The sequence below is a fragment of the Mitsuokella sp. oral taxon 131 str. W9106 genome, assembly GCF_000469545.1.
Lineage (GTDB): Bacteria > Bacillota > Negativicutes > Selenomonadales > Selenomonadaceae > AWVT01.
Genome location: NZ_KI273051.1, coordinates 80,309 through 104,411 on the forward strand (window position 1 = coordinate 80,309; position 24,103 = coordinate 104,411).

The 24,103-nt window shown below is 59.5% G+C and carries 27 protein-coding genes; all 27 read left to right on the plus strand.

From position 1 onward, the window contains the following. Window positions 1-24: 24 nt before the first annotated feature. The 27 genes from flgB to HMPREF1985_RS01045 all read left to right on the plus strand — a co-directional run bounded on the left by flgB (window position 25) and on the right by HMPREF1985_RS01045 (window position 24,088). Window positions 25-447, plus strand: a complete 423-nt coding sequence (gene flgB, locus HMPREF1985_RS00915; protein ID WP_040636639.1) for a flagellar basal body rod protein FlgB — start codon at window positions 25-27, stop codon at window positions 445-447. A 21-nt stretch (window positions 448-468) separates the two neighbouring features. Continuing rightward, on the plus strand, window positions 469-912 hold the full coding sequence (gene flgC / locus HMPREF1985_RS00920) for a flagellar basal body rod protein FlgC (protein WP_021770535.1): 444 nt from the start codon (window positions 469-471) through the stop codon (window positions 910-912). Window positions 913-930: 18 nt separating this feature from the next. Continuing rightward, on the plus strand, window positions 931-1,233 hold the full coding sequence (gene fliE / locus HMPREF1985_RS00925) for a flagellar hook-basal body complex protein FliE (RefSeq protein WP_021770536.1): 303 nt from the start codon (window positions 931-933) through the stop codon (window positions 1,231-1,233). 44 nt (window positions 1,234-1,277) lie between these two features. Continuing rightward, window positions 1,278-2,867: a flagellar basal-body MS-ring/collar protein FliF gene (gene fliF, locus HMPREF1985_RS00930; protein WP_021770537.1), complete on the plus strand. Its 1,590-nt coding sequence runs from the start codon at window positions 1,278-1,280 to the stop codon at window positions 2,865-2,867. A 3-nt stretch (window positions 2,868-2,870) separates the two neighbouring features. Beyond that, on the plus strand, window positions 2,871-3,896 hold the full coding sequence (gene fliG, locus HMPREF1985_RS00935; RefSeq protein WP_021770538.1) for a flagellar motor switch protein FliG: 1,026 nt from the start codon (window positions 2,871-2,873) through the stop codon (window positions 3,894-3,896). Then, window positions 3,889-4,674, plus strand: a complete 786-nt coding sequence (locus HMPREF1985_RS00940) for a FliH/SctL family protein (RefSeq protein WP_021770539.1) — start codon at window positions 3,889-3,891, stop codon at window positions 4,672-4,674. Before fliG ends, HMPREF1985_RS00940 begins: the two co-directional genes overlap by 8 nt. Beyond that, window positions 4,671-6,014 carry a flagellar protein export ATPase FliI gene (gene fliI / locus HMPREF1985_RS00945; RefSeq protein WP_021770540.1) on the plus strand — a complete coding sequence of 448 codons (1,344 nt, stop codon included), beginning with the start codon at window positions 4,671-4,673 and terminating at the stop codon, window positions 6,012-6,014. The genes HMPREF1985_RS00940 and fliI overlap by 4 nt, the downstream gene beginning before the upstream one ends. Before the next feature lie 36 nt (window positions 6,015-6,050). Next, window positions 6,051-6,518, plus strand: a complete 468-nt coding sequence (locus tag HMPREF1985_RS00950) for a flagellar export protein FliJ (RefSeq protein ID WP_021770541.1) — start codon at window positions 6,051-6,053, stop codon at window positions 6,516-6,518. After that, complete coding sequence (locus HMPREF1985_RS00955) at window positions 6,515-7,120, plus strand: lytic transglycosylase domain-containing protein (RefSeq protein WP_021770542.1); 606 nt, start codon at window positions 6,515-6,517, stop codon at window positions 7,118-7,120. Before HMPREF1985_RS00950 ends, HMPREF1985_RS00955 begins: the two co-directional genes overlap by 4 nt. Window positions 7,121-7,161: 41 nt before the next feature. Further along, window positions 7,162-7,803: a magnesium transporter MgtE N-terminal domain-containing protein gene (locus HMPREF1985_RS00960; protein WP_021770543.1), complete on the plus strand. Its 642-nt coding sequence runs from the start codon at window positions 7,162-7,164 to the stop codon at window positions 7,801-7,803. A 120-nt stretch (window positions 7,804-7,923) separates the two neighbouring features. Further along, window positions 7,924-9,672 (plus strand): flagellar hook-length control protein FliK, encoded by a 1,749-nt coding sequence (locus HMPREF1985_RS00965; protein ID WP_040636642.1) that lies wholly within the window; start codon window positions 7,924-7,926, stop codon window positions 9,670-9,672. 27 nt (window positions 9,673-9,699) lie between these two features. Continuing rightward, on the plus strand, window positions 9,700-10,287 hold the full coding sequence (locus HMPREF1985_RS00970; RefSeq protein ID WP_021770545.1) for a flagellar hook assembly protein FlgD: 588 nt from the start codon (window positions 9,700-9,702) through the stop codon (window positions 10,285-10,287). Window positions 10,288-10,319: 32 nt separating this feature from the next. Continuing rightward, window positions 10,320-10,712 (plus strand): TIGR02530 family flagellar biosynthesis protein, encoded by a 393-nt coding sequence (locus HMPREF1985_RS00975; RefSeq protein ID WP_021770546.1) that lies wholly within the window; start codon window positions 10,320-10,322, stop codon window positions 10,710-10,712. A 100-nt stretch (window positions 10,713-10,812) separates the two neighbouring features. Then, window positions 10,813-12,480, plus strand: coding sequence for a flagellar hook protein FlgE (locus tag HMPREF1985_RS00980; protein ID WP_021770547.1), 1,668 nt, complete (start codon window positions 10,813-10,815; stop codon window positions 12,478-12,480). Between the two features lie 184 nt (window positions 12,481-12,664). After that, window positions 12,665-12,865 (plus strand): flagellar FlbD family protein, encoded by a 201-nt coding sequence (locus tag HMPREF1985_RS00985; protein WP_021770548.1) that lies wholly within the window; start codon window positions 12,665-12,667, stop codon window positions 12,863-12,865. Between the two features lie 74 nt (window positions 12,866-12,939). Next, window positions 12,940-13,452, plus strand: a complete 513-nt coding sequence (gene fliL, locus HMPREF1985_RS00990; RefSeq protein WP_021770549.1) for a flagellar basal body-associated FliL family protein — start codon at window positions 12,940-12,942, stop codon at window positions 13,450-13,452. A 38-nt stretch (window positions 13,453-13,490) separates the two neighbouring features. Continuing rightward, window positions 13,491-14,495, plus strand: a complete 1,005-nt coding sequence (gene fliM / locus HMPREF1985_RS00995; protein ID WP_021770550.1) for a flagellar motor switch protein FliM — start codon at window positions 13,491-13,493, stop codon at window positions 14,493-14,495. Then, a complete protein-coding gene (gene fliY / locus HMPREF1985_RS01000; protein ID WP_040636644.1) occupies window positions 14,488-15,732 on the plus strand; it encodes a flagellar motor switch phosphatase FliY in 1,245 nt (414 codons plus the stop codon). The genes fliM and fliY overlap by 8 nt, the downstream gene beginning before the upstream one ends. A gap of 144 nt (window positions 15,733-15,876) precedes the next feature. Then, the gene (locus HMPREF1985_RS01005; RefSeq protein ID WP_021770552.1) at window positions 15,877-16,239 is read left to right on the plus strand and encodes a response regulator; all 363 of its coding nucleotides are present in this window, start codon (window positions 15,877-15,879) and stop codon (window positions 16,237-16,239) included. Further along, entirely contained in the window at window positions 16,239-16,766 is a 528-nt protein-coding gene (fliO, locus tag HMPREF1985_RS01010) for a flagellar biosynthetic protein FliO (RefSeq protein ID WP_021770553.1), read from the plus strand. The genes HMPREF1985_RS01005 and fliO overlap by 1 nt, the downstream gene beginning before the upstream one ends. A 37-nt stretch (window positions 16,767-16,803) precedes the next feature. Then, window positions 16,804-17,565: a flagellar type III secretion system pore protein FliP gene (fliP, locus tag HMPREF1985_RS01015; protein WP_021770554.1), complete on the plus strand. Its 762-nt coding sequence runs from the start codon at window positions 16,804-16,806 to the stop codon at window positions 17,563-17,565. A gap of 19 nt (window positions 17,566-17,584) precedes the next feature. Continuing rightward, window positions 17,585-17,854 (plus strand): flagellar biosynthesis protein FliQ, encoded by a 270-nt coding sequence (gene fliQ, locus HMPREF1985_RS01020; RefSeq protein ID WP_021770555.1) that lies wholly within the window; start codon window positions 17,585-17,587, stop codon window positions 17,852-17,854. A gap of 13 nt (window positions 17,855-17,867) precedes the next feature. Further along, a complete protein-coding gene (gene fliR, locus HMPREF1985_RS01025; RefSeq protein ID WP_021770556.1) occupies window positions 17,868-18,650 on the plus strand; it encodes a flagellar biosynthetic protein FliR in 783 nt (260 codons plus the stop codon). Then, complete coding sequence (gene flhB, locus HMPREF1985_RS01030; protein ID WP_021770557.1) at window positions 18,613-19,749, plus strand: flagellar biosynthesis protein FlhB; 1,137 nt, start codon at window positions 18,613-18,615, stop codon at window positions 19,747-19,749. Before fliR ends, flhB begins: the two co-directional genes overlap by 38 nt. Window positions 19,750-19,793: 44 nt before the next feature. After that, on the plus strand, window positions 19,794-21,875 hold the full coding sequence (gene flhA, locus HMPREF1985_RS01035; protein ID WP_021770558.1) for a flagellar biosynthesis protein FlhA: 2,082 nt from the start codon (window positions 19,794-19,796) through the stop codon (window positions 21,873-21,875). A gap of 1 nt (window position 21,876) precedes the next feature. Beyond that, the gene (gene flhF, locus HMPREF1985_RS01040) at window positions 21,877-23,187 is read left to right on the plus strand and encodes a flagellar biosynthesis protein FlhF (RefSeq protein ID WP_021770559.1); all 1,311 of its coding nucleotides are present in this window, start codon (window positions 21,877-21,879) and stop codon (window positions 23,185-23,187) included. A gap of 1 nt (window position 23,188) precedes the next feature. After that, window positions 23,189-24,088 carry a MinD/ParA family protein gene (locus tag HMPREF1985_RS01045; RefSeq protein WP_021770560.1) on the plus strand — a complete coding sequence of 300 codons (900 nt, stop codon included), beginning with the start codon at window positions 23,189-23,191 and terminating at the stop codon, window positions 24,086-24,088. The last annotated feature ends 15 nt before the right edge of the window (window positions 24,089-24,103 follow it).

Sequence of the window (24,103 nt, forward strand, 5' to 3'; positions counted from 1 at the left end):
GAGTGGACAAAGGGAGTGATTGGCTTGCTCGAACAGCTTGTAAACGGACCGTCTATCGGGTACCTTGCGCGCGGGCTGGCGGCGTCTTCGCTGAGGCAGGAAGTCATCAGCAACAACATGGCGAATGTCAACACGCCGAACTTCAAGCGCAGCGAAGTGCGCTTCGAGGATATGCTCGCGAAGGAGCTTGCTCTCGATGATGGCAGCGGACGCATGCAGGTCGTTCGTACGCATGACCGCCACCTGCCGATCCGGCCGATTGGAACGGCACGGCCGATCGTGGAAGAAGATGGCCAGACGACGATGCGCGTCGACAAGAACAACGTCGATATCGACATCGAGATGGCGAGCCTCGCGAAGAACCAGCTCTACTACAATGCGATGGCGACGGAGCTGGGAAGCTACGTATCGCGCCTCAAGGGCGTTATCACGAGCACACAGGGCTAAGGAAAGGCTGGGTGACAGACGATGAGCATGTTTTTAGGGATCGATGCGGCGGCATCCGGCCTGACGGCGGAGCGCCTGCGCATGGACGTCATTTCCAACAACATCGCAAATGCCAATACGACGCGCACGAGGGAGGGCGGCGCCTACCATCGCCGCTACGTCGTGTTCCAGCCGCGTGAGACGGGCGGCAAACCGTTCGAAACCATCTTCCGGAAAGCGACGCAGATGGCGACGGGCGAAGGCGTCCGCGCCGTGCGCATTGAGCGTGATAATGAGCAGGGACCGCTCGTCTATGACCCCGGGCATCCCGATGCGAACGCAGACGGCTACGTCGAGCGTCCGAATGTCAACATCGTGACGGAGATGGTCGATATGATCACGGCATCACGCGCCTACGAGGCGAACGCGACGACGATCAACGCCGCAAAGGCGATGACGATGAAGGTATTGGAGATTGGCAAGTAAGTGGGATAGGAGATTGGCATGGAGATAGCAGCACTTGGCATGACGCCGGTCAAGATGAGCGCCGAGAGCCATCTCGGAGAGACGCAGCCACAGGAGGAGACGAAGAGCTTTGGATCCTATCTGAAGGACGCTCTCGCCGAGACGAATGCACTGCAGCTCAAGTCCGACCATGAGAATGCCCTGCTAGCCGCAGGGCAGATACAAGATGTTTCACAGGTTGTCGTCGCGGCGCAGAAGGCAGACATTGCCTTGCAGCTCACTCTTCAGCTTCGCAACCGGGCGGTTTCCGCGTATCAGGAGATCATGCGCATGCAGGTCTGATCGGCACGGATTCCGTAGAATGAGTTGTTGAAGGGATTGAGATCATGGGAGACTGGAAAGAGCGCTACCTGAACCTCTGGAACAAGTACAGCAAGCGTCAGCGCTACATCATGCTTGGCGCTGCTTTGGCCGTGCTCATTGCCATAGTCGGCGTCAGTGTGTGGTACGGCAGCAAGCCGGATATGGTGCCTTTGTTCACGAACATGGAGACGAAGGACGCCGGCGAGGTAGCGGCTCAGTTGAAGGAATCGAAAATCGCGTATGAGGTGCAGGAGAACAAGCAGGGGACGACGATCCTCGTTCCTTCGAAGAATGTTCATACGGCACGTCTCGACCTCGCGACGAAAGGCCTGCCGCACGGACAGAAGGGCTTTGAAATCTTTGATGACAGCAAGCTGGGCGTCACGGAATTCCAGAACAAGGTCAATTACTTGCAGGCACTTCAGGGCGAGCTCACGCGCACGATCGAGCAGATCGATGCCGTCGAGAAGGCACGCGTCCACATCGTCCTGCCGGAGGATAGCCTCTACAAGAAAAACGAGAAGCCTGCGACGGCGTCGATCATGCTTCGTCTGAAGCCAAACGCAGAACTCACGAAAAAGGAAATCAAGGGCATCGTCAACCTCGCGGCGCACAGCATCCAAGGCTTGCAGCCCGAGAACATCACGATCGTCGATGAGACGGGCAAGATCCTAAACGATCCCGATGATCAGGATGAGAAGGGCGTCGGCGCACGCACGCTCACACAGCTCGAAATGACGAAGAAGGTCCAGGACCGGATCCAGAAGAACGTCCAAAGCCTCCTCGACCAAGCGCTTGGCGAAGGCAAGGCTTACGCGCGCATCAGCGTCGAGCTCGACTTCGACGACAGGCAGACGGACAAGCAGACATTCACGCCGGTCGTCGATGACTCCGGCATCGTCCGCAGCCAGCAGGATACGAGCGAGACGTACAGCGGCACCTCGACCAATCCAGGAGGTCCTGCCGGCGTGCAGTCGAACGTCCCCGGCTACGTCGCCGGGAACACCAATGCGAACGCCGACTACGAGAAGAAAGAGTCGACGAAGAACTACGAGATCAACGAGGAGAAACAGAAAGTCGTCTCCTCGCCGGGCTCGATCCGCCGCTTGAACGTCGCCGTCCTCGTCAATGACGACGTCAGCGGGGCACAGCAGGACAGCATCATGCGCGCCGTCTCAAACGCAGCGGGCATCAATACCGACCGCGGCGATACGATTTCCGTCGAGCCGCTGCCGCTTTCGACGGAGCTGCGCGACCGCCTCGCAGCAGAGGCGAAAGCCGCAAAGGACAAGGAAGACCGCATTCTCTACATGCAGATTGCAGGCGTTCTCCTGGTGCTCGCGCTCATCATCGGCGGCATCATGATGTACCGCCGCAAGAAGCAGCAGGAGCGCGAGGCACTCGAAGAGCAGCAGCGCCTTGCCGCACTGGAACAGGAGCGCGAAGCGGAAGAGCGTGCAGCCGCACTCGAAGCGGGAGAGGTCGACGAGGGGGAACTCACCGAAGAGGAGCAGCGCCATCTCGACGAGAAACAGGCACTGCAGGGACTCATCGACCAAAAGCCTGCCGAAGTGGCAATGCTCATCAAGACGTGGCTGTCGGAGGACGAGTAAGAAATGGCAAAGGATTTATACGGCTCCAGTTCGGAGCTGAGCATCAGACAGAAGGTCGCCATCCTCTTCATCGCGCTTGGACCGGAATACTCCGCAAAGCTATTCCAGCATATGGACGATGAGGAAATCGAGGAGATCACGCTTGAGATCGCGAGTCAGAAGCAGGTGTCTGCTGCGCAGAAAGCCGCCGTCGTCAGCGAGTTCTACCAGATGGCGATGGCGAAAGACTACATCTCGACAGGCGGCCTCGAGTATGCGCAGAGCGTCCTCGAGAAGGCGCTTGGCGCGGAAAAGGCGATGGACATTCTCTCCCGCCTCACGAAGAGCCTGCAGGTGCGCCCCTTCGACTTCCTGCGGAAGACCGATCCGTCGCAGCTCATCAACTTCATCCAGAACGAGCATCCGCAGACGATCGCCCTCATCATGGCTTACCTCGAACCGGATCAGGCGGCTGTCGTTCTCGGCTCGCTTCCCGCAGAGTCGCAGGTCGACGTCTCGAAGCGCATCGCCATCATGGACCGCACCTCGCCGGAAGTCGTCCGCGACGTCGAACGCGTCTTGGAGCGCAAGCTCTCGTCGCTCGTCTCGCAGGACTTCACGACGGTCGGCGGCATCGATGCCCTCGTCGAGGTCATCAACCGCGTCGACCGCACGACGGAGAAGTCGATCATCGAGACGCTCGAAGTCGACAACCCCGAGCTCGCCGAAGAGATCAAGCGCCGCATGTTCGTGTTCGAGGACGTCGTCCAGATCGACGACCGCTCACTGCAGATGGTCCTGCGCGAGGTCGATCAGAAGGATCTCTCCCTCGCACTCAAGGCGGCGCCGCAGGAAGTCGCCGACAAGGTATTCAAGAACATGTCGACGCGTGCAGCCGACATGCTCCGCGAAGAGATCGAGTTCATGGGACCGGTCAAGATCCGCGACGTCGAGGAAGCACAGCAGAAGATCGTCGCCGTCATCCGTACACTGGAGGAGAAAGGCGAGATCGTCATTTCGCGTGGAAATGGGGACGAGATGATTGTCTAAGGTTATCAAGGCAGCCATTTGGAACGACGAGGCATGCTCCATTGAGGCACCGCCGCCTCCACCCCCGCCGCAGGATGCGGTGCCTGTGCTCGATGCAGGGGCGCAGGCGCGCATGATGGCGGAAATCCGCGCCAAGGAAGACCGCGCGAACGAGATGCTCAAGAATGCACAGATTCGCGCGCAGATCCTCAAGCAGGAGGCGCAGGCCGAATGCGAGCAGATGAAGAAGACCGTCGCGCATGAGATCGACGCGGAGCGCGAGGAAGCGCAGAAGGAGGGGCATGAGGAAGGGCTAAGGATCGGACGCGAGGAAGGCGAAAAGCTCGTTCGCGAAGAGATGGAAGACTTCATCAAGAAGACGAACGAGAAAGCGGAAAAGACGCTTCGCGACGCGCAGGCTGCGACGCGCGACTACGTCCAGCGCGCGGAGGAAGACATTGTCTCGCTCGCGATGGCGGCAGTCGAAAAGATCCTGCCACAGCACTTCATCGACGTGCCGCAGGTCGTCCTGCCGCTCGTGCGCGAGGCACTCCTGAAGGTCAAGGATCAAAAGGAGCTCACGGTTCGCGTCGCACCCGATGCCTACGACCTCGTGCTCATGGCGCGCGATGAGCTGCGCAGCGTCCTCATCGGGGCAAATGCGGAGCTCTTCGTCGAATCGGACGAGAGCCTGCGCCCCGGCGACTGCGTCATTGAGACGCCGAACGGCAGTGTCGATGCGCGCCTTGCGACGCAGATCGAGCTCGTCCGTCAGGCGGTCAAGGAAGTTATGCTATGATGGACGAATACGTACCGGGAGAGCCGTTTCGCGTCAACGTGAAAAAATTCAAGGACGCGATCCGCGCGGCTTCCTCTGTCAAGCTCACGGGCAAGGTCACGCAGGTCATCGGGCTCGTCATCGAGTCGCAGGGACCGACGGTCAGCGTCGGCGAGCTCTGCTACGTGAGCTCGCATTTTTCGAATGTGCCGCCCGTTCCGGCGGAGGTCGTCGGCTTCCGCGAGGGCTACGTCATGCTCATGCCCGTCGGCGAGATGCAGGGCATCGGCCCTGGCTGTGAAGTCGTCTCCGCACAGAAAACGCTCAAAGTCAAAGTCGGCGATGAGCTGCTAGGGCGTGTGCTCGACGGGCTCGGCAATCCGATGGACGGCAAGGGTCCGATCCTCTCGCATACCGAATACCCGCTGCAGGCACCGCCGCCCGACCCGCTCGAACGCCCGCGCATCCACGAGAACCTCTACGTCGGCGTCCGCGCCATCGATGGGCTGATCACGATGGGCGACGGGCAGCGCATCGGCATCATGGCGGGCTCAGGCGTCGGCAAGTCGACGCTGCTCTCGATGATCGCGCGCAATACCGAAGCGGATATCAGTGTCATTGCACTCGTCGGCGAACGCGGGCGCGAGGTGCGCGACTTCATCGAGCGCGACCTCGGCGAAGAGGGCATGAAGCGCTCCGTCGTCGTCGTGGCGACGAGCGACCAACCTGCTCTCGTGCGCATCAAGGGCGCGATGACGGCAACGGCGATCGCTGAATACTTCCGTGACCAGGGACGCAGGGTCGTCCTCATGATGGATTCCGTCACGCGCTTTGCGATGGCACAGCGCGAGGTCGGGCTCACGATCGGCGAGCCGCCGGCGACGCGCGGCTACACGCCGTCCGTATTCGCGATGCTGCCGCGTCTCTTGGAGCGCGCAGGCACGAGCGCGAAGGGCTCGATCACGGGCATCTACACCGTGCTTGTCGACGGTGACGACATGAACGAGCCGATCGCAGACGCCGTGCGAAGCATCCTCGACGGACACATCGTGCTCTCGCGTCACATCGCGGCGCAGAACCACTTCCCCGCGATCGATGTCATGACAAGCGTCAGCCGTGTCATGAATGAAGTCGTGTCCCCCGAACACCTCAGGGCAGCGCAGCAGATGCGGCAGCTCATGGCAGTCTACCGCGACGCCGAGGATCTCATCCACATCGGCGCTTATGTGAAGGGATCGAGCGCGAAGATCGATGAAGCGATCGCGAAGATCGACGGCATCAACGAATTCCTCTGCCAAGGCATCTACGAAGCCGACGGCTACGAGGAGACGGAACGGAAGCTCGTCGGGATTTCCGGCTAAGGGCGTTTAGGCGAATGGCAATGGAGCGTATTTCTCGTGAAAAAGTTCAAATTTCAGCTTGAGACGCTGCTTAAGGTCACGCGCATGAAAAAAGAGGATATCGAGATGCAGTTCGCCGAGCTCTCGCGCAAGCTTGAGGATCAGCGCAGGCACAAGGAGATGCTCCTGAAGGAACTCCAGCAGTGGCAGCGCGACTACGAAGCGATCTCGCGCGAGGGCAAGCGCGTGACCGTTTTGCGCCTCATGCAGTTCAACCAGTTCTTCGCGTGGAAGCGCGAGCAGATCGAACTGCAAAATACCATGATCCTCCACACGAAGGGCCAGCGCCAGAAGAAACGAAAAGAACTCATGGAAGCCATGAGCTACCTAAAGAGCATCGAGCAGCTTCGTGGGAAACGCTTTCAGGAATACAGGGAGGAAGCGTTCCGCGAGGAGCAGAAAGTGCTCGATGAGATCGGCCTGCAGCTTACGATGCGGGCGAGGAAAGCAGGGGAGACGCTATGATAGACTTTGCTGGGATTCGACAGGTTCAAATGCGCATCGCCGCGATACAGGAGCAGTTCGGCGTGCCGGGTATGCCGTTCCAAAGGAAGCTGGACAGCGAGATCGAGAAAGCGAGGGGCGTGCGCGGTGCAGATGCAGCAGCGGCGCACCGCGATGCGGCGCAGGACGCCGCCCCTAAGGCACTGCGGGCGGCGGGCGCGAAGGGCACGACGGAAGCTCTTCCGATCGCCGACAAGCCGCTTGCTGACCTCGTGCGCGAAGCGTCGGCGAAGTTCGGCGTCGACCCGAAGCTCGTCTCCGCCGTCGCAGAAGTCGAGTCTGGCGGCAACCAGAATGCCGTTTCGGGCGCAGGCGCCGTCGGCGTCATGCAGCTCATGCCGGAGACGGCAGCAGGGCTCGGCGTCAACCCTTACGACGAAAGGGAGAACGTCGAGGGCGGCGCGAAGTATATCAAAGAGATGCTCGATACCTTCGGCGGCGACGTGAAAAAGGCCGTCGCCGCGTACAACGCGGGGCCGCAGGCCGTCAAGGACTACGGCGGCGTTCCGCCGTACCGCGAGACGCAGAACTACGTCAACAAGGTGCTCGACATTTATCAGTAAGCCGTATGGATGCGATAACGTAGCAGGGCAGGAGGAATACGATGGACGAAGAACAGGAAAGCGGCAAGGGAAAGAAGATCGTCAAGGTCGTATTGATCTTGTTCCTTCTGCTCGTGCTCATAATCGGCGGATTTGCGATCGGCATCTACCTGCGCATATTCGACGCGCAGGCGGCAAATAAATCGCTCGGTCTCTACAAGCTTCCGATCATCGGCGAATACTTCGTAAAGCCTGCCCCGACGCAGGACGAGATGGAGAACCAGCCGATCGAGGACGCAAGGCCCGAAGCGAAGGACAAGAAAGACAAGTCCAAGAAGCTCACGCTCACGAAGGAAGAGATCGAGAAACAGATGAAGGAGCGCGAGGCGGCGGAAAAAAAGCGCGTCTCGAAGCTCGCGCGCCTCTACAATCAGATGAAGCCGAAGGATGCGGCGGCAGCGATGGATCCATTGGACGACGACCTTATCCTGCTCATCCTGCAGCGCATGGACGAGAGCAACGCGGCGAAGGTTCTCACGCAGTTTGAGCCGCAAAAGACGGCGCGCCTCACGCAGATGCTTTATGAGGGAACGAAAAAGCGCGTGCTCACGGCAGCCGACATCGAAAAGCAGATGCAGGAGGAACAAGCGGCGGAAAACGGCGGCGCCGGGCAGGACGCATCCGCCAGTGCACAGAACCAATAAGGAACCGAAGCACGGCATGGCATAGCTCCATGCCGTGCTTTTTCTTTTTGAGAAAACGCGTAACTTTTATTTAAGGAATGGTTGGATTCATCCGATAACATAATGAAGGGAGGTGAGAGCATGGAACATACAATTCAGCCCACGCAGGCACAGGCAGGGGCAAGCGCGAACGGGCAGGCGCCGAAACCTGCTGCGCGGGCGATGGGCACTGGCGTGAAAGCTAGCACCGACCAAAGCTTTGACGCGGCGATGAGCCGCGCACGGAGCAGCCGCATGGATACGAAGGATGTGAAGGATGCCAAGGCTGACCGGACGGACAGGGACGTAAAGGCAGCGAAGGACGACGCGGCAGCAAGCAATGTGAAGTCCGCCGCGAGAAGCAAGGACTCAGGCCCATCCGATGCAGCAGACGCAGCAGAGGACGCGGTCGCAACGGAAGCCGCTGCCATGGTGCAGGGCGCAAGGACCGAAGAGAAGCCGAAGGCGGCAGAGGACGGATCCGATCCGCCTGCCGCAGCAGGCGATCTGCAGGATGCGGCGGCAAAGGCCGCAGCGCCGCAGGCAGGCCTTCAAAGCCTCATGCCGCAGGATGCCGCAGCACAGGCGAAGAGCCAGGATTTCCTCGCCATGCTTTCCGGGCAGCAGCTCAAAAACGCGGGCAAGCAGGAGGCGCAGGGAAAAGCAGTCCCAGCCTGGATGCAGCCCGTGAAAGGGCAGGCACAGGAGACGCCGTCCGTGCAAGCGGCAACGCCGCTTGAAGCAGGACTCGCGCAGGCGGGCGAGACGGTCGATGCGCTCCTACAGCCCATGCCGAACGCCGCACCGCATGTCGCCGTACAGGCGAGCACCATGCAGACCGCTTCAGCAGAAGGCGAAGCGGTGCAGGCACAGCCTGCCGCAGCGATGGTCACGGGCGTGGCCGTCGAACCGGATGCGCAGGGCATGGCAGCGCAGGCGGCAACGCCGCTTCAGGCTGCGCAGCAAAACGCTGCTCAGCACGCTGCAGCACCGATCCAGCAAGCCGGGAAGGCGAGCGAGCAGGGCGCAGGCACTGAGGTGCAGCAGCCCGCACAAAGCGTGCAGCAGAGTGCCGCACCGATCGCGCCCGCCCCGCAGGCCGCAAAGGATGGCGGACAGGGAGCGGGCAAGGAGAGCCAGCAGGACAGAAGCCAGGACCAGCAGGGCGGTGCGCCTGCACAGGCAGCACCTGAAAAAGCGAAACGCGATGCGGCTCCCATGGATCGGAGCGGCGCACAGAGCGCAGACGCGCCGGCGCAGGTGCAGCCTCGGACGAGCACGGCGGTCGCGCCGAGCGCATTCCAGCAGACGCTCCACGAAAGCATCATGGGCACGCGGCAGGCACCGCCGCAACAGCCGCAGGCAGACTACGATATCCCGCGTCAGATCGTCGATCAGGCACGTCTCATCCGCCGTGCGGCGGATACGGAAATGGTCATCAAGCTGAAGCCGGAACACCTCGGCGAGCTTACGCTTAGGATTTCCGTTTCGGAAGGCGGCGCGGTAAGCGCCTCGTTCCACAGCCCGCATGCGGAGGTACGCGCCGCGATCGAGAATTCGCTCGTGCAGCTCCGGCAGGATCTCAACAACCAGGGCATCAAGGTCGACAACGTCGAAGTATTCTCCGGCATGAGCGATCAACTTCCGCAGGGGCAAGGCGGACAGGCATACCAGGATCCGCAGGGACACGCAGGCAGCGGCGCGCAAAGCAGCCAAGGCCATGGCATGGATGCCGAGAACTACGCAGACGAAGCCGATGCACTCGCAGCGGCAGCAGCCGCACAGGCATTGGGCGCGGATCGTGCGCAGGCACCGCACGGCCTGACGCAGGGCGTAGACTATCGAATCTGAGTCCAAGAGCAAGATAAGGAGGCAGCTATGCCAAATTCACTCAACACGATCACGGTAAACGGCGTCACCTACGATGCCGAGACTTACGGCAAGATGAACATGCAGGGCGCGTCGGCAAATGCCGCGAGTGCAGCAAGCATCACGAATGCCGCGAAGAAGAACGCGCTCGGCAAGGACGCATTCCTGCAGCTTCTCGTCACGCAGATGCAGTATCAGGATCCGCTTGACCCGCAGGACAACAGCCAGTACCTGTCGCAGCTCGCGCAGTTCTCGGCACTCGAGCAGATGACGAATGTCTCGGAAGGCCTCTCGAAGGTCTCGAGCCTCGTCGGCAACATCGATACGTCCGTGCTCGTCGGACAGCTCAGCACGATGATCGGCAAGGAAGTCCAGTGGACGAAGGTCACGAACGTCCTGGACGGGGACGGCAAGGCGGTCCTCGACGCGGCGGGAAGGCCGAAGACATCGAAAGAAGTATTCGAAGGCAGGATCAAAGGCGTCAGCATTTCGGACGGACAGCCGTCGATCGTGGCCGAGTCCGGCGGGAAGTCGTACAAGGTCAGGATCAGCGACCTCGACCGCATCGGGCAGGGCATGACGGCGCCTGCCCCCTGACAACAGCATAACCGAATGGAAAGGAGCAGAACATGCAGGCTGGGAAATTATTCCTTGGTACACAGCCTCTCCTGCCCATCCAAGATCACCAGGCGGCAAGCAGATTGCCGGAGGAGCGAAAGACGGCGGCAAGCTGCTCCTTTGCGAGCGTGCTCGAAAAGGAACAGCAAAGATACGTCCGCTTCTCGCAGCACGCGGTGCAGCGGCTAAATGAGCGCGGCATTGCCTTCACGGAGGGCGAGCTCATGCAGCTCGACGCAGCCGTGGAGAAAATGGCGGCAAAAGGCGCGAAGGAATCGCTCGTTTGCCTGCATGATGCCGCGCTCATCGTGAGCGTTCCCAATCGAACGGTGATAACCGCCATGGATGGCATAGGTGCCAAGGAGAGTATCTTTACCAACATCGACAGTGCAGCAATACTATAGGATTGGACCAAATGGAGATCCTACGGAAGCCCGAACGACAGACGGCTTCCCATTTGCTGCATCATAACTTCTTCTGCCATAAAGGAAAGGAAGATTCATTATGATGCGTTCCCTTTTCTCTGCCGTCTCTGGGCTAAAGTCCCATCAGACGCGCATGGACGTCATCGGCAACAACATCGCAAACGTCAATACGAACGGCTTCAAGTCGAGCCGCGCGACGTTTGCCGACATGCTCTCGCAGACGCAGGCAGGCGCCTCCGCGCCGACGGGCAACCTGGGCGGCACGAACCCGAAGCAGATTGGCCTCGGCGTTTCCGTCGCCTCGACGGACCTCATCTTCAACGATGCGAGCGCGCAGCAGACGGGTAAGAATACCGACCTCGCGCTGAGCGGCAACGGCCTCTTCGTCGTCAAGACGAACAGCGGCCAGTACTACACGCGCGACGGCAACTTCACCTTTGATGCGCTCGGCAATTACGTCATGCACGGCAACGGCGGCTTTGTCCAAGGCTGGATGGCGGATGCCAACGGCACGCTGACGACGGCGAGCACGCCGGGCACGATCCAGATCCCGTCCGGAAAGGCGATGGACGCGGCTGCGACGACGAAGATTTCCTATAACGGCAATCTGAATTCCTCCACGCCGACCATCGTCTCGATGAAGGATCAAAACGGCAAGACCATCACGGCTCCGACGGCAGTTGACGGGACGAATGTCACCTCGCTGACGCTGAAGCTCTCCGATGGGACGACGACGACCATCACGACGAAGAATGCGAGTGTGACGTACACGCCGGCCACTGTCACTCCCGCTCCAGCTTCTTCGACGAGTTCGCTGAAGGTAACGGGGATAAAGAATGCTGCAGGTACTGCGCAGAGCGGTTCGCAGACGGCCTCGGCAACCAATCCGCTCACGCTGACGCTTTCCGACGGCTCGACCTGGACGGTGACTGCGGGCACGTATGATTCCACCCCTGCCTCGGCGACGAAAATGGAAGTCAAGCAGGGGAACAGTGTCCCCGCGACGACGATTGCCAATGTCTACGACAGCCTCGGAAACCTGCACAAGGTCCTGCTGAACTTCGAGAAGGTTCCCTCGGCAACGACGCCGCCGAACTCCTATGACAAGTGGCGCGTGTCGCTCGGCGCGACGGAAATCAAGGAGGCCGACGGCTCGACGACGACCGTCTCGATGACGCCCGTCGAGCTGCAGTTTGACTACAACGGCAAGTACGTCAGCGGCAGCGGCTCGCCGGAGCTCACGCTCACGAATGGCGCGGGCTCGGCAAGCGTGTCGCCCGGCGGCGGCGCGGCGACGATCCACTCCTCGATGACGGCCACCGTCGATCTCTCCTCCCTCACGCAGTACAGTGGCAGCAACACGCAGAAGGCGGACTCCGACGGGCATGCGGCCGGCACGCTCAAGGAAGTCTCCGTCGATGCGTCCGGCATCATCACGGGCACGTATACGAACGGCGTCAAGCGCAACGAGGCGCAGGTCGCCATCGCGCAGTTCAACAACGCGTCCGGTCTCACGAAAACCGGCGGCAACTTCTACCAGGAGTCCAACAACTCCGGCGTCGCGAATATCAAGACGGCGTCCGACCTCGGCTGCTCGATCACGCCGTCCGCGCTCGAGATGTCAAATGTCGATATCGCGAACGAGTTCTCCGACATGATCATCACGCAGCGCGGCTTCCAGTCGAACTCGAAGATCATCACGGTCGACGACGAGATGCTCGAGACCGTCATCGGCATGAAGCGCTAAACGGTTGCGTTTGGATCTGAAACCTCCCTTCAGGGAGGTTTTTTCATTTCACAAGGAGGTTTTCATTTCTTTTTTAAGAATTTTTTCGATTCCACTAAAAAAATAAAGGAAATTGGCGAGACCTGACGAACATATAATAAAGTGTAGACGGTATAAATTGCGATAGCAGGGAGATGCAAGCGAAATGATCATGCTGACGAAGTTTAACTCGAAGACCAATCAAAAGGGTGAGTTCGTCCTCAATGCGGAGATCATCGAGACGATCGAGGAAACGCCGGACACGGTCGTGACCCTGACGAACGGAAAGAAGCTCATCGTCGATGAGCCGATGGATGAAATTGTCCGCCGCGTCATGAAGTACCGTCGGGCGCTCCATCAATTTTGATGGGATTTACAGGTAGACATTTCCCAAACAGTTGGTATAATGGTTAATGGAACATTATATGGAGGGATTACTTTATGGCGGATGAGAAAAAAGACGCTCCAGCAGTACAGGAAGCGGCGGAGAAAAAGAAGTCCCCGATCATCCTGGTCGTCGTTCTCGTGCTCGTAGGGCTTGTGCTCGCGGCAGGCATTTCGTTCTTCATCACGACGAAGATGATGGCGGACACGGGCAGCAAGGAGGCCGTGAGCGAGCATCATGATGCGGGGGTCTTCGTCAAGCTGGGCGATCCAAAGGAAGGCATCCTTGTCAATGTAGGCGGGCAGAAAGCGGGCAAGTTCCTGAAGGCGGGCATCGTTCTCGAGATGAACCCCGGCAAGAAGGACAACATGCTCGACGGGAAGCTCCAGCCGATGGCCGAGACGAAGATTCTCGACACGACGATCCAGATCCTCAGAAGCTCGAAGCTCGACGAGTTCGACGCGACGAAGCAGGATCAGCTCAAGAAGCGCATCAAGGACGAGCTGAACGACAAACTCGGGCAAGGCTCGGTCTACGATGTCTACATCACGAGCTTCATGCTCCAGTAACCCCCGAGGCGCTTACCTCGAAGGAAGGAGGATGAAGATTGGCAGAAGACGTACTGTCCCAATCTGAGATAGACAAGCTCCTATCCGCTCTCTCAGATGGATCGGTTTCCGCAGAAGAAGTCAAAGCGGATGAGGAGCAAAAAAAAGTCAAAGTCTACGACTTCAAGCGGCCGGACAAGTTCTCAAAGGATCAGATCCGCACGCTGTTCATGCTGCATGAGACATTTTCACGGGGACTCAACACCTACCTCTCGACGCATTTGCGCACGGTGGTCAGCGTCGAGGTCGCATCCGTCGAGCAGCTCACGTATCAGGAGTTCATCCAGTCGCTCGCGAACCCGTCGGTTATCAGCGTGCTCGCCGTGCCGCCGCTCAAGGGCAACATCATCGTGGAGGTCAATACGGGCATCGCGTTCGCCTTCATTGACCGCGTGTTCGGCGGTGAGGGCAAGACGGCGATCAAGCCGCGCACGCTGACGGAGATCGAGGAAGCCGTGATGAAGCGCTTCATGGAAACGACAATGGAGCATTTCCGCGAGGCGTGGTCAAACGTGGTCCAGATGAATCCGTCGATCGAGGCGACGGAGTCGAATCCGCAGTTCACGCAGATCGTGCCGCCGAGCGATATGGTCGTCATCATCACGATCCAGATGAAGATCGGCGAAGTCGAGGGGATGATGAACATCTGCATCCCGTACCTCGTCCTGGAACCGATCATGTCGAAGCTCACGACGACGTTTTGGGTTGCGGCATCGGTCACGAAGGATGACGATCCGGAGCAGATCAAGATCCTGCAGCGGAAGATCGAGCGCACGCATGTGCCGTTTGTCGTTGAGATGGGCGAGATCCACATTTCGATCAACGAGTTCCTGACCTTGGGATTTGGCGACGTGCTCCAGCTTGACACGGGCGTGAAGGACGAGCTTCTCTGCCGCGTGGGAAAGCGCGCAAAGTTCTACTGCCGCCCCGGCGTATCGGGCAAGAAGATGGCAGTTCAGATTACACGGACAATAGAAGAAGGAGATGAAGGAACGGATGAGTGACGATATGATCTCGCAGGAGGAGATTGACGCCTTGCTAAACGGCGGCGGCGATGATGCTGCAGCAGCGAAAGGCGATGCCCCTGCGGATGCGGACGCCGCAGCAGCGAAAGGCGATGCATCGGCGGACGCCTCTGCCGCGGATGCATCTCAGATTGATACGAATGCGCTCACGGACATGGAGAAGGATGCGCTCGGGGAAATCGGCAACATCTCGATGGGAAGCGCCGCGACGACGCTTTCCGTGCTTTTGGGGAACAAGGTAAACATCACGACGCCGAACGTCTCGCTTGCGACGATGAGCGCCATCAAGGATCAGTACCCGATGCCGTACCTCATCGTCGAGGTCGGCTATACGATCGGCATAGATGGCAATAATATCCTCGCGATCCAGGCATCGGATGCCGGCATCATCGCGGATCTCATGATGGGCGGAGACGGCTCGAACCCCGATTCGGAGATCGGCGAGATCGCAATGAGCGCCGTCGGCGAGGCGATGAACCAGATGATGGGCGCTGTCGCGACATCGCTCTCGACGATGTTCGACAAGAAGATCGATATCTCGCCCCCGCGCGTCAATCTCATCGATCTTGGCTCTGAGGACAAGGTCACGGAAATCGTCGGGAACGACGAGACGATCGTCAAGATTTCGTTCCGCATGGAGGTCGATGGGCTCATCGACAGCGAGATCATGCAGATCCTTCCCGTTCATGTCGCGAAGGAAATGGTGGAATCGCTGACGGCCAGCGGGCAGGCGGAAGAGCCGGAGCCTGTGGCAGCGCCAGCGCCTGCTGCGGCACCTGCACCGGCGCCTGCCGCAGCACCTGCACCGGCACCTGCTGCAGCGCCTGCACCGCAGCAGGCTGCACCAATGCCGCAAGGGGGTTATGGAATGGCTGCACAACCGCACGTTGCGACGAATGTGCCAGTATCGCCTGCACAGTTCACACCGCTCAGCACGCAGCCCGTGCAGGTCAACGACGCGAACATCGGGCTGATCCTCGATGTTCCCCTGCAAGTCACGGTCGAGCTCGGCCGCACGAAGAAGTCGATCAAGGAGATCCTCGAGCTCACAAACGGTTCGATCGTCGAACTTGACAAGCTCGCAGGCGAGCCTGTCGACATCAATGTCAACGGCAAGTTCCTCGCCAAGGGCGAAGTGGTCGTCATCGATGAGAACTTCGGTGTCCGCATCACGGAGATCGCGAGTCCGGCCGAGCGTGCGGCGCGCCTTTCGTAAGCCGTGCTGCATGCGGAAAACACCTGCTAAGCAGGGACTTATCTGAAAAGACAGCTTGTAACGCGGAACGTTTTCTTATATAATGATTTACTAGAGAATTGGATTGTTTGATGGAGTTCATTGGACACAAGGAGAGATGTAAAGATGGCAACACGTGTTTTGGTCGTTGACGATGCTGCATTCATGCGCATGATGGTGAAGGACATTCTTTCGAAGAACGGCTATGAGATCGTCGGTGAAGCGGAGAACGGCATGAAGGCACTCGAGAAGTATCAGGAACTCAAGCCCGATCTCGTCACGATGGATATCACGATGCCTGAGATGGATGGGATCAGCGCAGTCAAGGAGATCAAGAAAGTCGATCCGAATGCAAAGGTCGTCATGTGCAGCGCCATGGGGCAGCAGGCCATGGTCATCGAGGCGATCCAAGCCGGCGCGCGCGACTTTATCGTCAAGCCGTTCCAGGCTGACCGCGTCCTGGAGGCTGTCCGCAAAGCAGTAGGCTAATGAATACAAAAAGACTTCTGTCGATTGGCTTTTTGGCTTTTGCCGTCTTCATCCTGCTTGGCGCAGAGCCCGCACGGGCAGCTGAAGAGGCTGCTCAGGGCGGGTATCTTGCCGGATATGAGAATGCAGATCCACGTCCGTCCTCGATTTCTTGGTGGTCGACCGCTGCTTACCTTGCCAGCCTTTTTGTCATTTTTGCCTTCGTGGTGGGAATGGCATATTTGGCGGCACGGTTCTTGGGCGGTCGTTTTGCTAAGCAGGGAAATGCCGTGGGCGGGCGCATCCTGACGCACCTGCCGCTCGGTCCGGGGCGCTCGGTCTGCACCGTGCGCATGGCGGGACGCGTCTACTTGCTCGGCGTGACGGAGCACTCGATCACGCTGCTTTCCGAGGTCACGGATCCGCAGGAGATCGTGCGGCTTGAGCGCGAGGCAGATGCCTCGCCGCTCGCGCCCGACGTCTTTTCGAAGCAGTTCGGTGCGCTTTCGGGGCTTGCACAGAAGCTGCCGCCGCTGTTTCGGAAGTGAGCGGCAGGGTGGGAAGTATTTGGGGGGAAGGAGTGGCATGTCGTTGCCTTACCGCAATGTAGCGCTTGCGATCATCGGAGCGCTCGCAGCCGTCTTGCTGCCGCATGCTGCACAGGCAGCGCCGCTTATCCCATCGGTCAATGTGGGCATCGGCTCGGCGAACGGCCCGCAGGACGTCGCGGTGACCTTGCAGGTCATGGCGGTTCTCACGATCGTCTCGCTCGCTCCGTCCATCCTCATCATGACGACGTCATTCGTTCGGATCGTCGTCGTCATCGGTTTTTTGCGCAACGCGCTCTCGACGCAGAACGTGCCGCCGAATCAGGTCGTCATCGCGCTCTCGCTGTTTTTGACCTTTTACGTCATGGCACCGTACTGGGGCGAGGCGAATGAGCAGGGCATCCAGCCGTATCTCGCAGGCGAGATCACGCAGGAGGAGGCGCTGACCAATACGGTCGCGCCGCTTCGCGAGTTCATGTTCAAGCAGACGCGCGAGACCGACCTCGCGCTCTTCGTCAATCTCTCCGATGCGGAGCGGCCGGAGTCGCAGGAGGACGTCTCGACGTTCACGCTCATTCCGGCGTTCCTCATCAGCGAGCTCAAGACGGCGTTCCAGATCGGGTTTCTCATATACATCCCGTTCATCGTCATCGATATGATCGTCGCGAGCACGCTCATGTCGATGGGCATGATGATGCTGCCGCCGGTCATGATTTCCCTGCCGTTCAAGATCCTGCTTTTTGTCATGGTCGACGGCTGGCATCTTCTGATCAAGTCGCTCATCGTCAGCTTTAAGTAGCAAGCAGCAGGAGGAAGTCATGTCAGGCGATCTCGTCATTCAGCTCGGGCAGCAAGCTCTTTGGATTGTCATGCTCGTCTCGGCGCCGATGCTCGGGCTCGGACTCATCGTCGGCCTCCTCGTCAGCGTGTTTCAGGCGACGACGTCCATTCAGGAACAGACGCTCGCGTTTATCCCGAAGATCATCGCCGTCTTCGTCGCCATTCTCATATTCGGCCCGTGGATGCTTCGCATCATGGTCGAGTACCTGACGAATATACTGGTGAACCTGCCCTCGTACATCAGCTAGGGGGTGAGACAGCATGGATTTCTACGACCTCCTCGCCGAGCACTGGGCGGTATTTCTCCTGCTCCTCACTAGGGTGAGCGGGATTTTCGTCATTTCGCCGTTCTTTGGCAGCATGAATATCCCGGTCTACTTCCGTGCGGGCGCGGCACTCGCGATGGCGGCCGTGCTCTTTCCAGTCGTTGATTCGACCGGCATCGGGACGCCGCCTTCGGGGCTCGCTTACTACGGCGCAGCGGTCCTCGCAGAGCTGTTCATCGGCTGGCTCATCGGCTTTGTGGCGTACATCGCATTCTCTGCCGTCCATTTCGCAGGCAAGGTCATGGACATGCAGGTCGGGTTCGCGATGGTCAACGTCATGGATCCGACATCTGGCCAGCAGATCCCGCTCATCGGAAGCTTTCTTTATAATCTGAGCGTCATCGTCTTCCTTGCCGTCAACGGGCATCACATGCTCATCGCGACGCTCGTCGAGAGTTTTCGGACGCTTCCGATCCTGACGATGCAGCCGAGCCTCTCGCTGCCGCTCATCCTGTCGAATTTCGTCTCGGGCGTTTTTGTGACGGGCATGAAGGTCGCGATGCCCGTGACGTTTGCGATCCTCTTGACGAACGTCGGGCTCGGCATCCTCGCGCGGACGATGCCGCAGCTCAACATCTTCGTCGTCGGCCTGCCGCTGCAGATTGCCATCGGCGTCCTCACGCTCTCGATGGTGCTGCCGTTCTATGTCGTTTTTTTGGATGTGCTGTTCAATGAGATGTATGGAAATATCCGGATCGCCCTCAGCGCCTTGCAGTAGCGAGGCACTGGGACGCCCACGCTTCCCGTTCGATCTCCAGCTCTTTGCAGATGGGGACAAGACGGAGGAGCCGACGGCGAAGAAGCGTGCCGACGCGGCGAAGAAAGGCCAGGTCGGCAGAAGCCAGGAGATGAACACGGCGTTCGTCCTGCTCGTCGGCTTCTTCTCGCTCAAGGTGTTATGGGACTACATATACCATAGCATCGCCGACTACACGATGTACATCTTCTCGAATATGAACCAGACGGTCGACACGGAGACCGTCGTCCGGCTCTTCATCGGCATGGTGACGGTTCTCGCGAAGACGGCGCTTCCCATCATGATCGGCATCATGCTCATAGGGCTCGCGATCAATTTCTTCCAGGTCGGGCTCATCTTCAGCACGGAGAAGATCGAACCGAAGCTCAGCAACCTGAATCCGATCAACGGAATCGGGCGCATCTTCTCGAAGCGGTCGCTCGTCGAGCTCGTGAAGTCGCTTCTGAGGATTCTCATCATCGGCGGGTTCCTGTACGTCGTCCTGAAACATGAGTTTCTGACGATTCCGCAGTTCATTTACTACGATCTCGGCACGAGCCTTGCGAAGATTGCGGATATCATCTTCACGATGGCGTTCAAGATCATCGGGGTCATTCTCGTCATCGCGATCCTCGACTACGCCTACCAGAAATGGCAGACGACGCAGGATCTCAAGATGACGAAGCAGGAAGTCAAGGACGAGATGAAGCAGTCGGAAGGCGATCCGCAGATCAAGGGCAAGATCCGTCAGAAGCAGCGACAGATGGCTATGGCGCGCATGATGCAGGAAGTCCCGAAGGCGGATGTCATCGTCACGAACCCGACGCATTTCGCCGTCGCGCTCCAGTACAAAAAAGGCATGGCGGCACCTGTCGTCGTGGCAAAAGGGCAGGATCTCGTCGCGCAGAAGATCAAGGCGATCGCGCGGGAGCACCGCATCGCGATCGTCGAAAACAAGCCACTCGCGCGCACGCTCTACGCGACGGTCGAAATCGGCTATGCCGTGCCGCAGGAACTCTACCAGTCCGTGGCCGAGGTCCTCGCGTACGTCTACCGCCTCAAACATCGCAGGCGTGCGTGATCGATGCCAAATCGTTGTCAAAAGACCAAAAAGGAGCATGATTTATGGCTGCACCACAGGCGGCTGCCGCCCCGCTCGGCGGCGGTTCTCTTATCCAGAGATACAGCGATGTCCTCATCGCCGTGGCAATCGTCACGATTGTCATCATGATGATCATTCCGCTGCCGACGATTCTTTTGGATCTGTTGATCTGCCTGAACATCACGATTGCCCTGCTCGTCATGATGTCGGCAATCTACAATGTCGAGGCGCTCGATCTGTCGGTGTTCCCGTCGCTTCTCTTGATCACGACACTGTTCCGCCTCGCGCTCAACATCTCCTCGACGCGTCTCATCCTGCTGGAGGGCTACGCGGGCGAGGTCATCACGGCGTTCGGCAACTTCGTCGTCGGCGGCAACGCCGTCGTCGGCATCATCATATTCGCGATCCTCGTCACGATCAACTTCATCGTAATCACGAAGGGCTCGGAGCGCGTTGCAGAGGTTTCGGCACGATTCACGCTCGACGCGATGCCCGGCAAGCAGATGGCGATCGACGCCGACCTCAATCAAGGCGCGATCACCGATGCGGAGGCGAAGAAACGCCGCGAAAAGATCCAGCGCGAATCGGATTTCTTCGGCGCAATGGACGGCGCGTCCAAGTTCGTCAAGGGCGATGCGATCGCCGCAATCATCATCATCCTGATCAATATTTCCGGCGGCTTCGTCATCGGCATGGTGCAGCGTGGGCTCGACGCCCAGCAGGCGCTCCAGCAGTACACGCTGCTGACCGTCGGCGAGGGTCTCGTCTCGCAGATCCCCGCGCTCCTCATCTCGACGGCGACGGGCATCATCGTCACGCGCAGCGCGGCGGAGGGCAACCTCGGCGGCGACATCGTCAAGCAGCTCTTTCACAACGCGCGCATCTTCTTCATCCTGGCCGCGATCCTCGTCTTCATGGCACTCATGCCAGGGCTTCCGGGCGTGCCGTTCCTCGTGCTCTCCGTGCTGTGCGGCTTTATCGGCTGGAGCCTGCGCCGCAGGAACGAGGTGCAGGTCGAGTCGGAGAAAACGGAGAAGAAGGTTCAGGAGAAGCGTCAGGCGACGACGCCGGAAAACGTCGTTTCGCTGCTGCAGGTCGATCCGATGGAACTCGAGATCGGCTACTCGCTCATCCCGCTCGTCGATACGGGGCAGGGCGGCGATCTTCTCGACCGCATCGTCATGATCCGCCGCCAGTGCGCGCTCGAGCTCGGTCTCGTCGTGCCGACGATCCGCATCCGCGATAATATCCAGATCAAACCGAATGCCTACATCATCAAGCTCAAAGGCATCGAAATCGCGAAGGGCGAGCTCATGCTCGACCACTACCTCGCGATGAATTCGGGCACGGTCTTCGAGGAAGTGCCGGGCATCGAGACACAGGAGCCGGCATTCGGCCTGCCGGCACTTTGGATCCCGGAGGCGGAGCGCGAGCAGGCGGAGCTCAACGGCTACACGGTCGTCGACGCCGTCTCCGTGCTCGCGACGCATCTCACGGAAGTCATCAAGCAGCACGCTGCGGAGATCCTCGGCAGGCAGGAGACGCAGAACCTCATCGACAATCTCAAGAAGACGAACCCGTCGCTCGTCGAGGAGGTCGTGCCCGACCTGCTCTCTGTCGGCGAGATCCAAAAGATACTCGAAAACCTGCTCGTCGAGCGCGTTTCGATCCGCGATATGGCGACGATCCTCGAAGTGCTCGCCGACTACGGCCGCGCGACGAAGGACACGGAGATCCTCACGGAGTACGTGCGCCATGCGATGGCGCGCCAGATCACGCAGATGTACGTGCAGAACGGTGTCCTGCCGTGCGTCACGCTCGATACGGCACTCGAAAACCGCATTGCGGGCGCCGTGCAGCGCACGGACCATGGCTCGTACGTGAGCCTCGACCCGGATTCGATGCAGCAGATCGTCTCAACGCTCAATACGGAGCTTGAGAAACTCACGAATATGGGCTATCAGCCGATCGTGCTCACGAGCCCTGCCGTAAGGCTTTACTTCCGCAAGCTCGTCGAGCGTTCCGTGCCAGGGCTCATCGTCCTGTCGCAGGCGGAAATCGACCAGAATGTCGAGATTCAGATCCTAGGGGTGGTGAAGGTATAAGGTGCAGATCAAAGTAGTCAAAGCGCCGACGATGAAAGAGGCAATGGAGCAAGTCAAGTATGAGCTCGGAAAAGACGCCGTTATCCTTCATACGAAACGATACAAGGAGAAAAACGGCATCCTTGGCATGGGAGCCGAGCAGGAGGTCGTCGAGGTCACGGCAGCCGTCGAGGACGAGCCGGATGCGACGGCATCGCGCGCCGGGCGAACGGTTGAGGAGGCGCCGCCCGTAAAGCTCGCGCCACAGCCGGCGAGCGTCCTCGCGCAGTATCGGACGAATGGAACGGAAGAGGGCGTGCGCATGGCCAAGATGCCGATCTCGCCGCCGAACTTTTCGCAGCCTGCTGCGCCCGTGCCCGCGTTTTCGCCGAACGGTGAAGAGACGGCGGACGATGGCGCGGCAAAGCAGAACGGGAAGGAAGAGACTCCCATGCAGGAAAAAAAGCGGGAAGACACCGAGAAGATCCATCGCCTTGAGCAGGAGCTTGCACAGATGAAGACGCTCCTCGCACAGGTCATGAGCAAGGATGTGGAGCCGGGGCAGGTCTCCGTGCAGGAGGCGCTGCGGCGTCAGGAAGTAAGTGAGGATATCCTGAAAGACATGGCGGCGACACTCGCTGCGGGCGACACGCTCATCGACAGTCTCGACGACCGCGCAAATGGGGTCGTCGCGGACTACCTCGCGAGGAAAATGCATTTTTCGGATGGCATCGAACTGAACCAGCACGGCGTTCGCGTCGCCGCGCTCATCGGTGCGACGGGCGTAGGCAAGACGACGACGCTCGCGAAAATCGCGGCGCGTTTCGTCCTCGAACGCGGCATCAAGGTCGCGCTCGTCACGGCGGACACGTACCGCATCTCTGCCGTCGAGCAGCTTAAGACGTATTCCGACATACTCGGCCTGCCGATCGAGATCGTCTACTCGCCCGATGAGCTGAAGGTCGCGATCCACAAGCACCGCGACAAGGATCTCATTCTCATCGATACAGCGGGCAGAAGCCAGCACAATGCCTATCAGATGAAGGAACTGCAGGATTTCCTCGCCGTCTACGCCAATATGGAGCGCCATCTCGTCCTCAGTGCGACGACGAAGGAGCGCGATGCGGCGGAAATCATCGAGAAATTCGCTGTCTGCGATCCGACGCGCGTGATCTTCACGAAGACGGATGAGACGTCGAGCGTCGGGCTTATTTTGAACCTGCTCGCGAAGCGGGAGCTGCCGCTCTCGTACTTTACGACGGGGCAGAGCGTACCAGATGATATCGTGCCGGCAGGGCCAGCGGAGCTCGCGGCTGTTTTACTGAGGGAATGACATGGCAGATCAGGCATCGAGGCTTCGGCAGATGGTCGGAGCGAAACCGGGGATGGCGCGGAACGAGCAATACGATGTGCCGCAGAAGGTGTCTGCCGGCAATTTCTGTACACGCGTCATCGCCGTGACGAGCGGCAAGGGGGGCGTCGGCAAGACGAATCTGACGGTCAACCTCGCGATCGCGCTCGGCATGGCTGGAAGCCGCGTGCTGGTCGTTGACGCAGATCTCGGCATGGCAAACGTCGATGTCGTGCTCGGCAGCCGATCCAAAACACATTTGCTCAACCTGCTGGAGGATGGCACGGAGCTATCGGATGTCCTGCAGGAGGGACCGTACGGCGTGCGCTACATCTCGGGCGGATCCGGCATCGAGAAGGCGGCGGCGTTTACCTACGAAGAGCGGCAGCGCCTCATGGGCAAGCTTTCGGCTTGCGCGGAGCTCGCCGACATCATTCTCGTCGATACGGGAGCGGGGCTTGGAAAGAATGTCATGGATTTCATTCTCGCTGCCGACGAGGTCGTGCTCGTCACGACGCCGGAGCCGACGGCGCTCACGGATGCTTATGCCGTCATGAAGGCGTACAGCATGTACACGGCGACGAAGAATTTGAAGCTCGTCGTGAATCGCGTCTACGACGAGGCGGAGAGCCGCGAGGTCGTCGCGAAGCTGCAGCAGACGGCGGACCGGTTCTTGGGCATGCCGCTCGAATGCCTCGGCTACATCTTTGAGGACAGTGCCGTCATGCGATCGGTGCGCCAGCAGAAGCCGTTTGTCGCAGTACAGCCCCATTCCGTCGCAGCGCGCTGCATTCAAGGCCTAGCAAACAGCGTGCTGTACGGAAGCCGCATGACCGTAAAACGCGGCTGGAAAGGATTTTTGAAGCAAATTTTTAGATTTTAATGTTAAACATGGAGG

Excerpts from the sequence above, each read along its gene's own strand:
- flgC (WP_021770535.1), top strand. The coding sequence starts at position 469 with ATGAGCATGTTTTTAGGGATCGATGCGGCGGCATCCGGCCTGACGGCG.
- fliE (WP_021770536.1), top strand. The coding sequence starts at position 931 with ATGGAGATAGCAGCACTTGGCATGACGCCGGTCAAGATGAGCGCCGAG.
- fliF (WP_021770537.1), top strand. The coding sequence starts at position 1,278 with ATGGGAGACTGGAAAGAGCGCTACCTGAACCTCTGGAACAAGTACAGC.
- fliG (WP_021770538.1), top strand. The coding sequence starts at position 2,871 with ATGGCAAAGGATTTATACGGCTCCAGTTCGGAGCTGAGCATCAGACAG.
- fliI (WP_021770540.1), top strand. The coding sequence starts at position 4,671 with ATGATGGACGAATACGTACCGGGAGAGCCGTTTCGCGTCAACGTGAAA.
- HMPREF1985_RS00955 (WP_021770542.1), top strand. The coding sequence starts at position 6,515 with ATGATAGACTTTGCTGGGATTCGACAGGTTCAAATGCGCATCGCCGCG.
- HMPREF1985_RS00960 (WP_021770543.1), top strand. The coding sequence starts at position 7,162 with ATGGACGAAGAACAGGAAAGCGGCAAGGGAAAGAAGATCGTCAAGGTC.
- HMPREF1985_RS00965 (WP_040636642.1), top strand. The coding sequence starts at position 7,924 with ATGGAACATACAATTCAGCCCACGCAGGCACAGGCAGGGGCAAGCGCG.
- HMPREF1985_RS00970 (WP_021770545.1), top strand. The coding sequence starts at position 9,700 with ATGCCAAATTCACTCAACACGATCACGGTAAACGGCGTCACCTACGAT.
- HMPREF1985_RS00975 (WP_021770546.1), top strand. The coding sequence starts at position 10,320 with ATGCAGGCTGGGAAATTATTCCTTGGTACACAGCCTCTCCTGCCCATC.
- HMPREF1985_RS00980 (WP_021770547.1), top strand. The coding sequence starts at position 10,813 with ATGATGCGTTCCCTTTTCTCTGCCGTCTCTGGGCTAAAGTCCCATCAG.
- HMPREF1985_RS00985 (WP_021770548.1), top strand. The coding sequence starts at position 12,665 with ATGATCATGCTGACGAAGTTTAACTCGAAGACCAATCAAAAGGGTGAG.
- fliL (WP_021770549.1), top strand. The coding sequence starts at position 12,940 with ATGGCGGATGAGAAAAAAGACGCTCCAGCAGTACAGGAAGCGGCGGAG.
- fliY (WP_040636644.1), top strand. The coding sequence starts at position 14,488 with ATGAGTGACGATATGATCTCGCAGGAGGAGATTGACGCCTTGCTAAAC.
- HMPREF1985_RS01005 (WP_021770552.1), top strand. The coding sequence starts at position 15,877 with ATGGCAACACGTGTTTTGGTCGTTGACGATGCTGCATTCATGCGCATG.
- fliO (WP_021770553.1), top strand. The coding sequence starts at position 16,239 with ATGAATACAAAAAGACTTCTGTCGATTGGCTTTTTGGCTTTTGCCGTC.
- fliP (WP_021770554.1), top strand. The coding sequence starts at position 16,804 with ATGTCGTTGCCTTACCGCAATGTAGCGCTTGCGATCATCGGAGCGCTC.
- fliQ (WP_021770555.1), top strand. The coding sequence starts at position 17,585 with ATGTCAGGCGATCTCGTCATTCAGCTCGGGCAGCAAGCTCTTTGGATT.
- fliR (WP_021770556.1), top strand. The coding sequence starts at position 17,868 with ATGGATTTCTACGACCTCCTCGCCGAGCACTGGGCGGTATTTCTCCTG.
- flhB (WP_021770557.1), top strand. The coding sequence starts at position 18,613 with ATGGAAATATCCGGATCGCCCTCAGCGCCTTGCAGTAGCGAGGCACTG.
- flhA (WP_021770558.1), top strand. The coding sequence starts at position 19,794 with ATGGCTGCACCACAGGCGGCTGCCGCCCCGCTCGGCGGCGGTTCTCTT.
- HMPREF1985_RS01045 (WP_021770560.1), top strand. The coding sequence starts at position 23,189 with ATGGCAGATCAGGCATCGAGGCTTCGGCAGATGGTCGGAGCGAAACCG.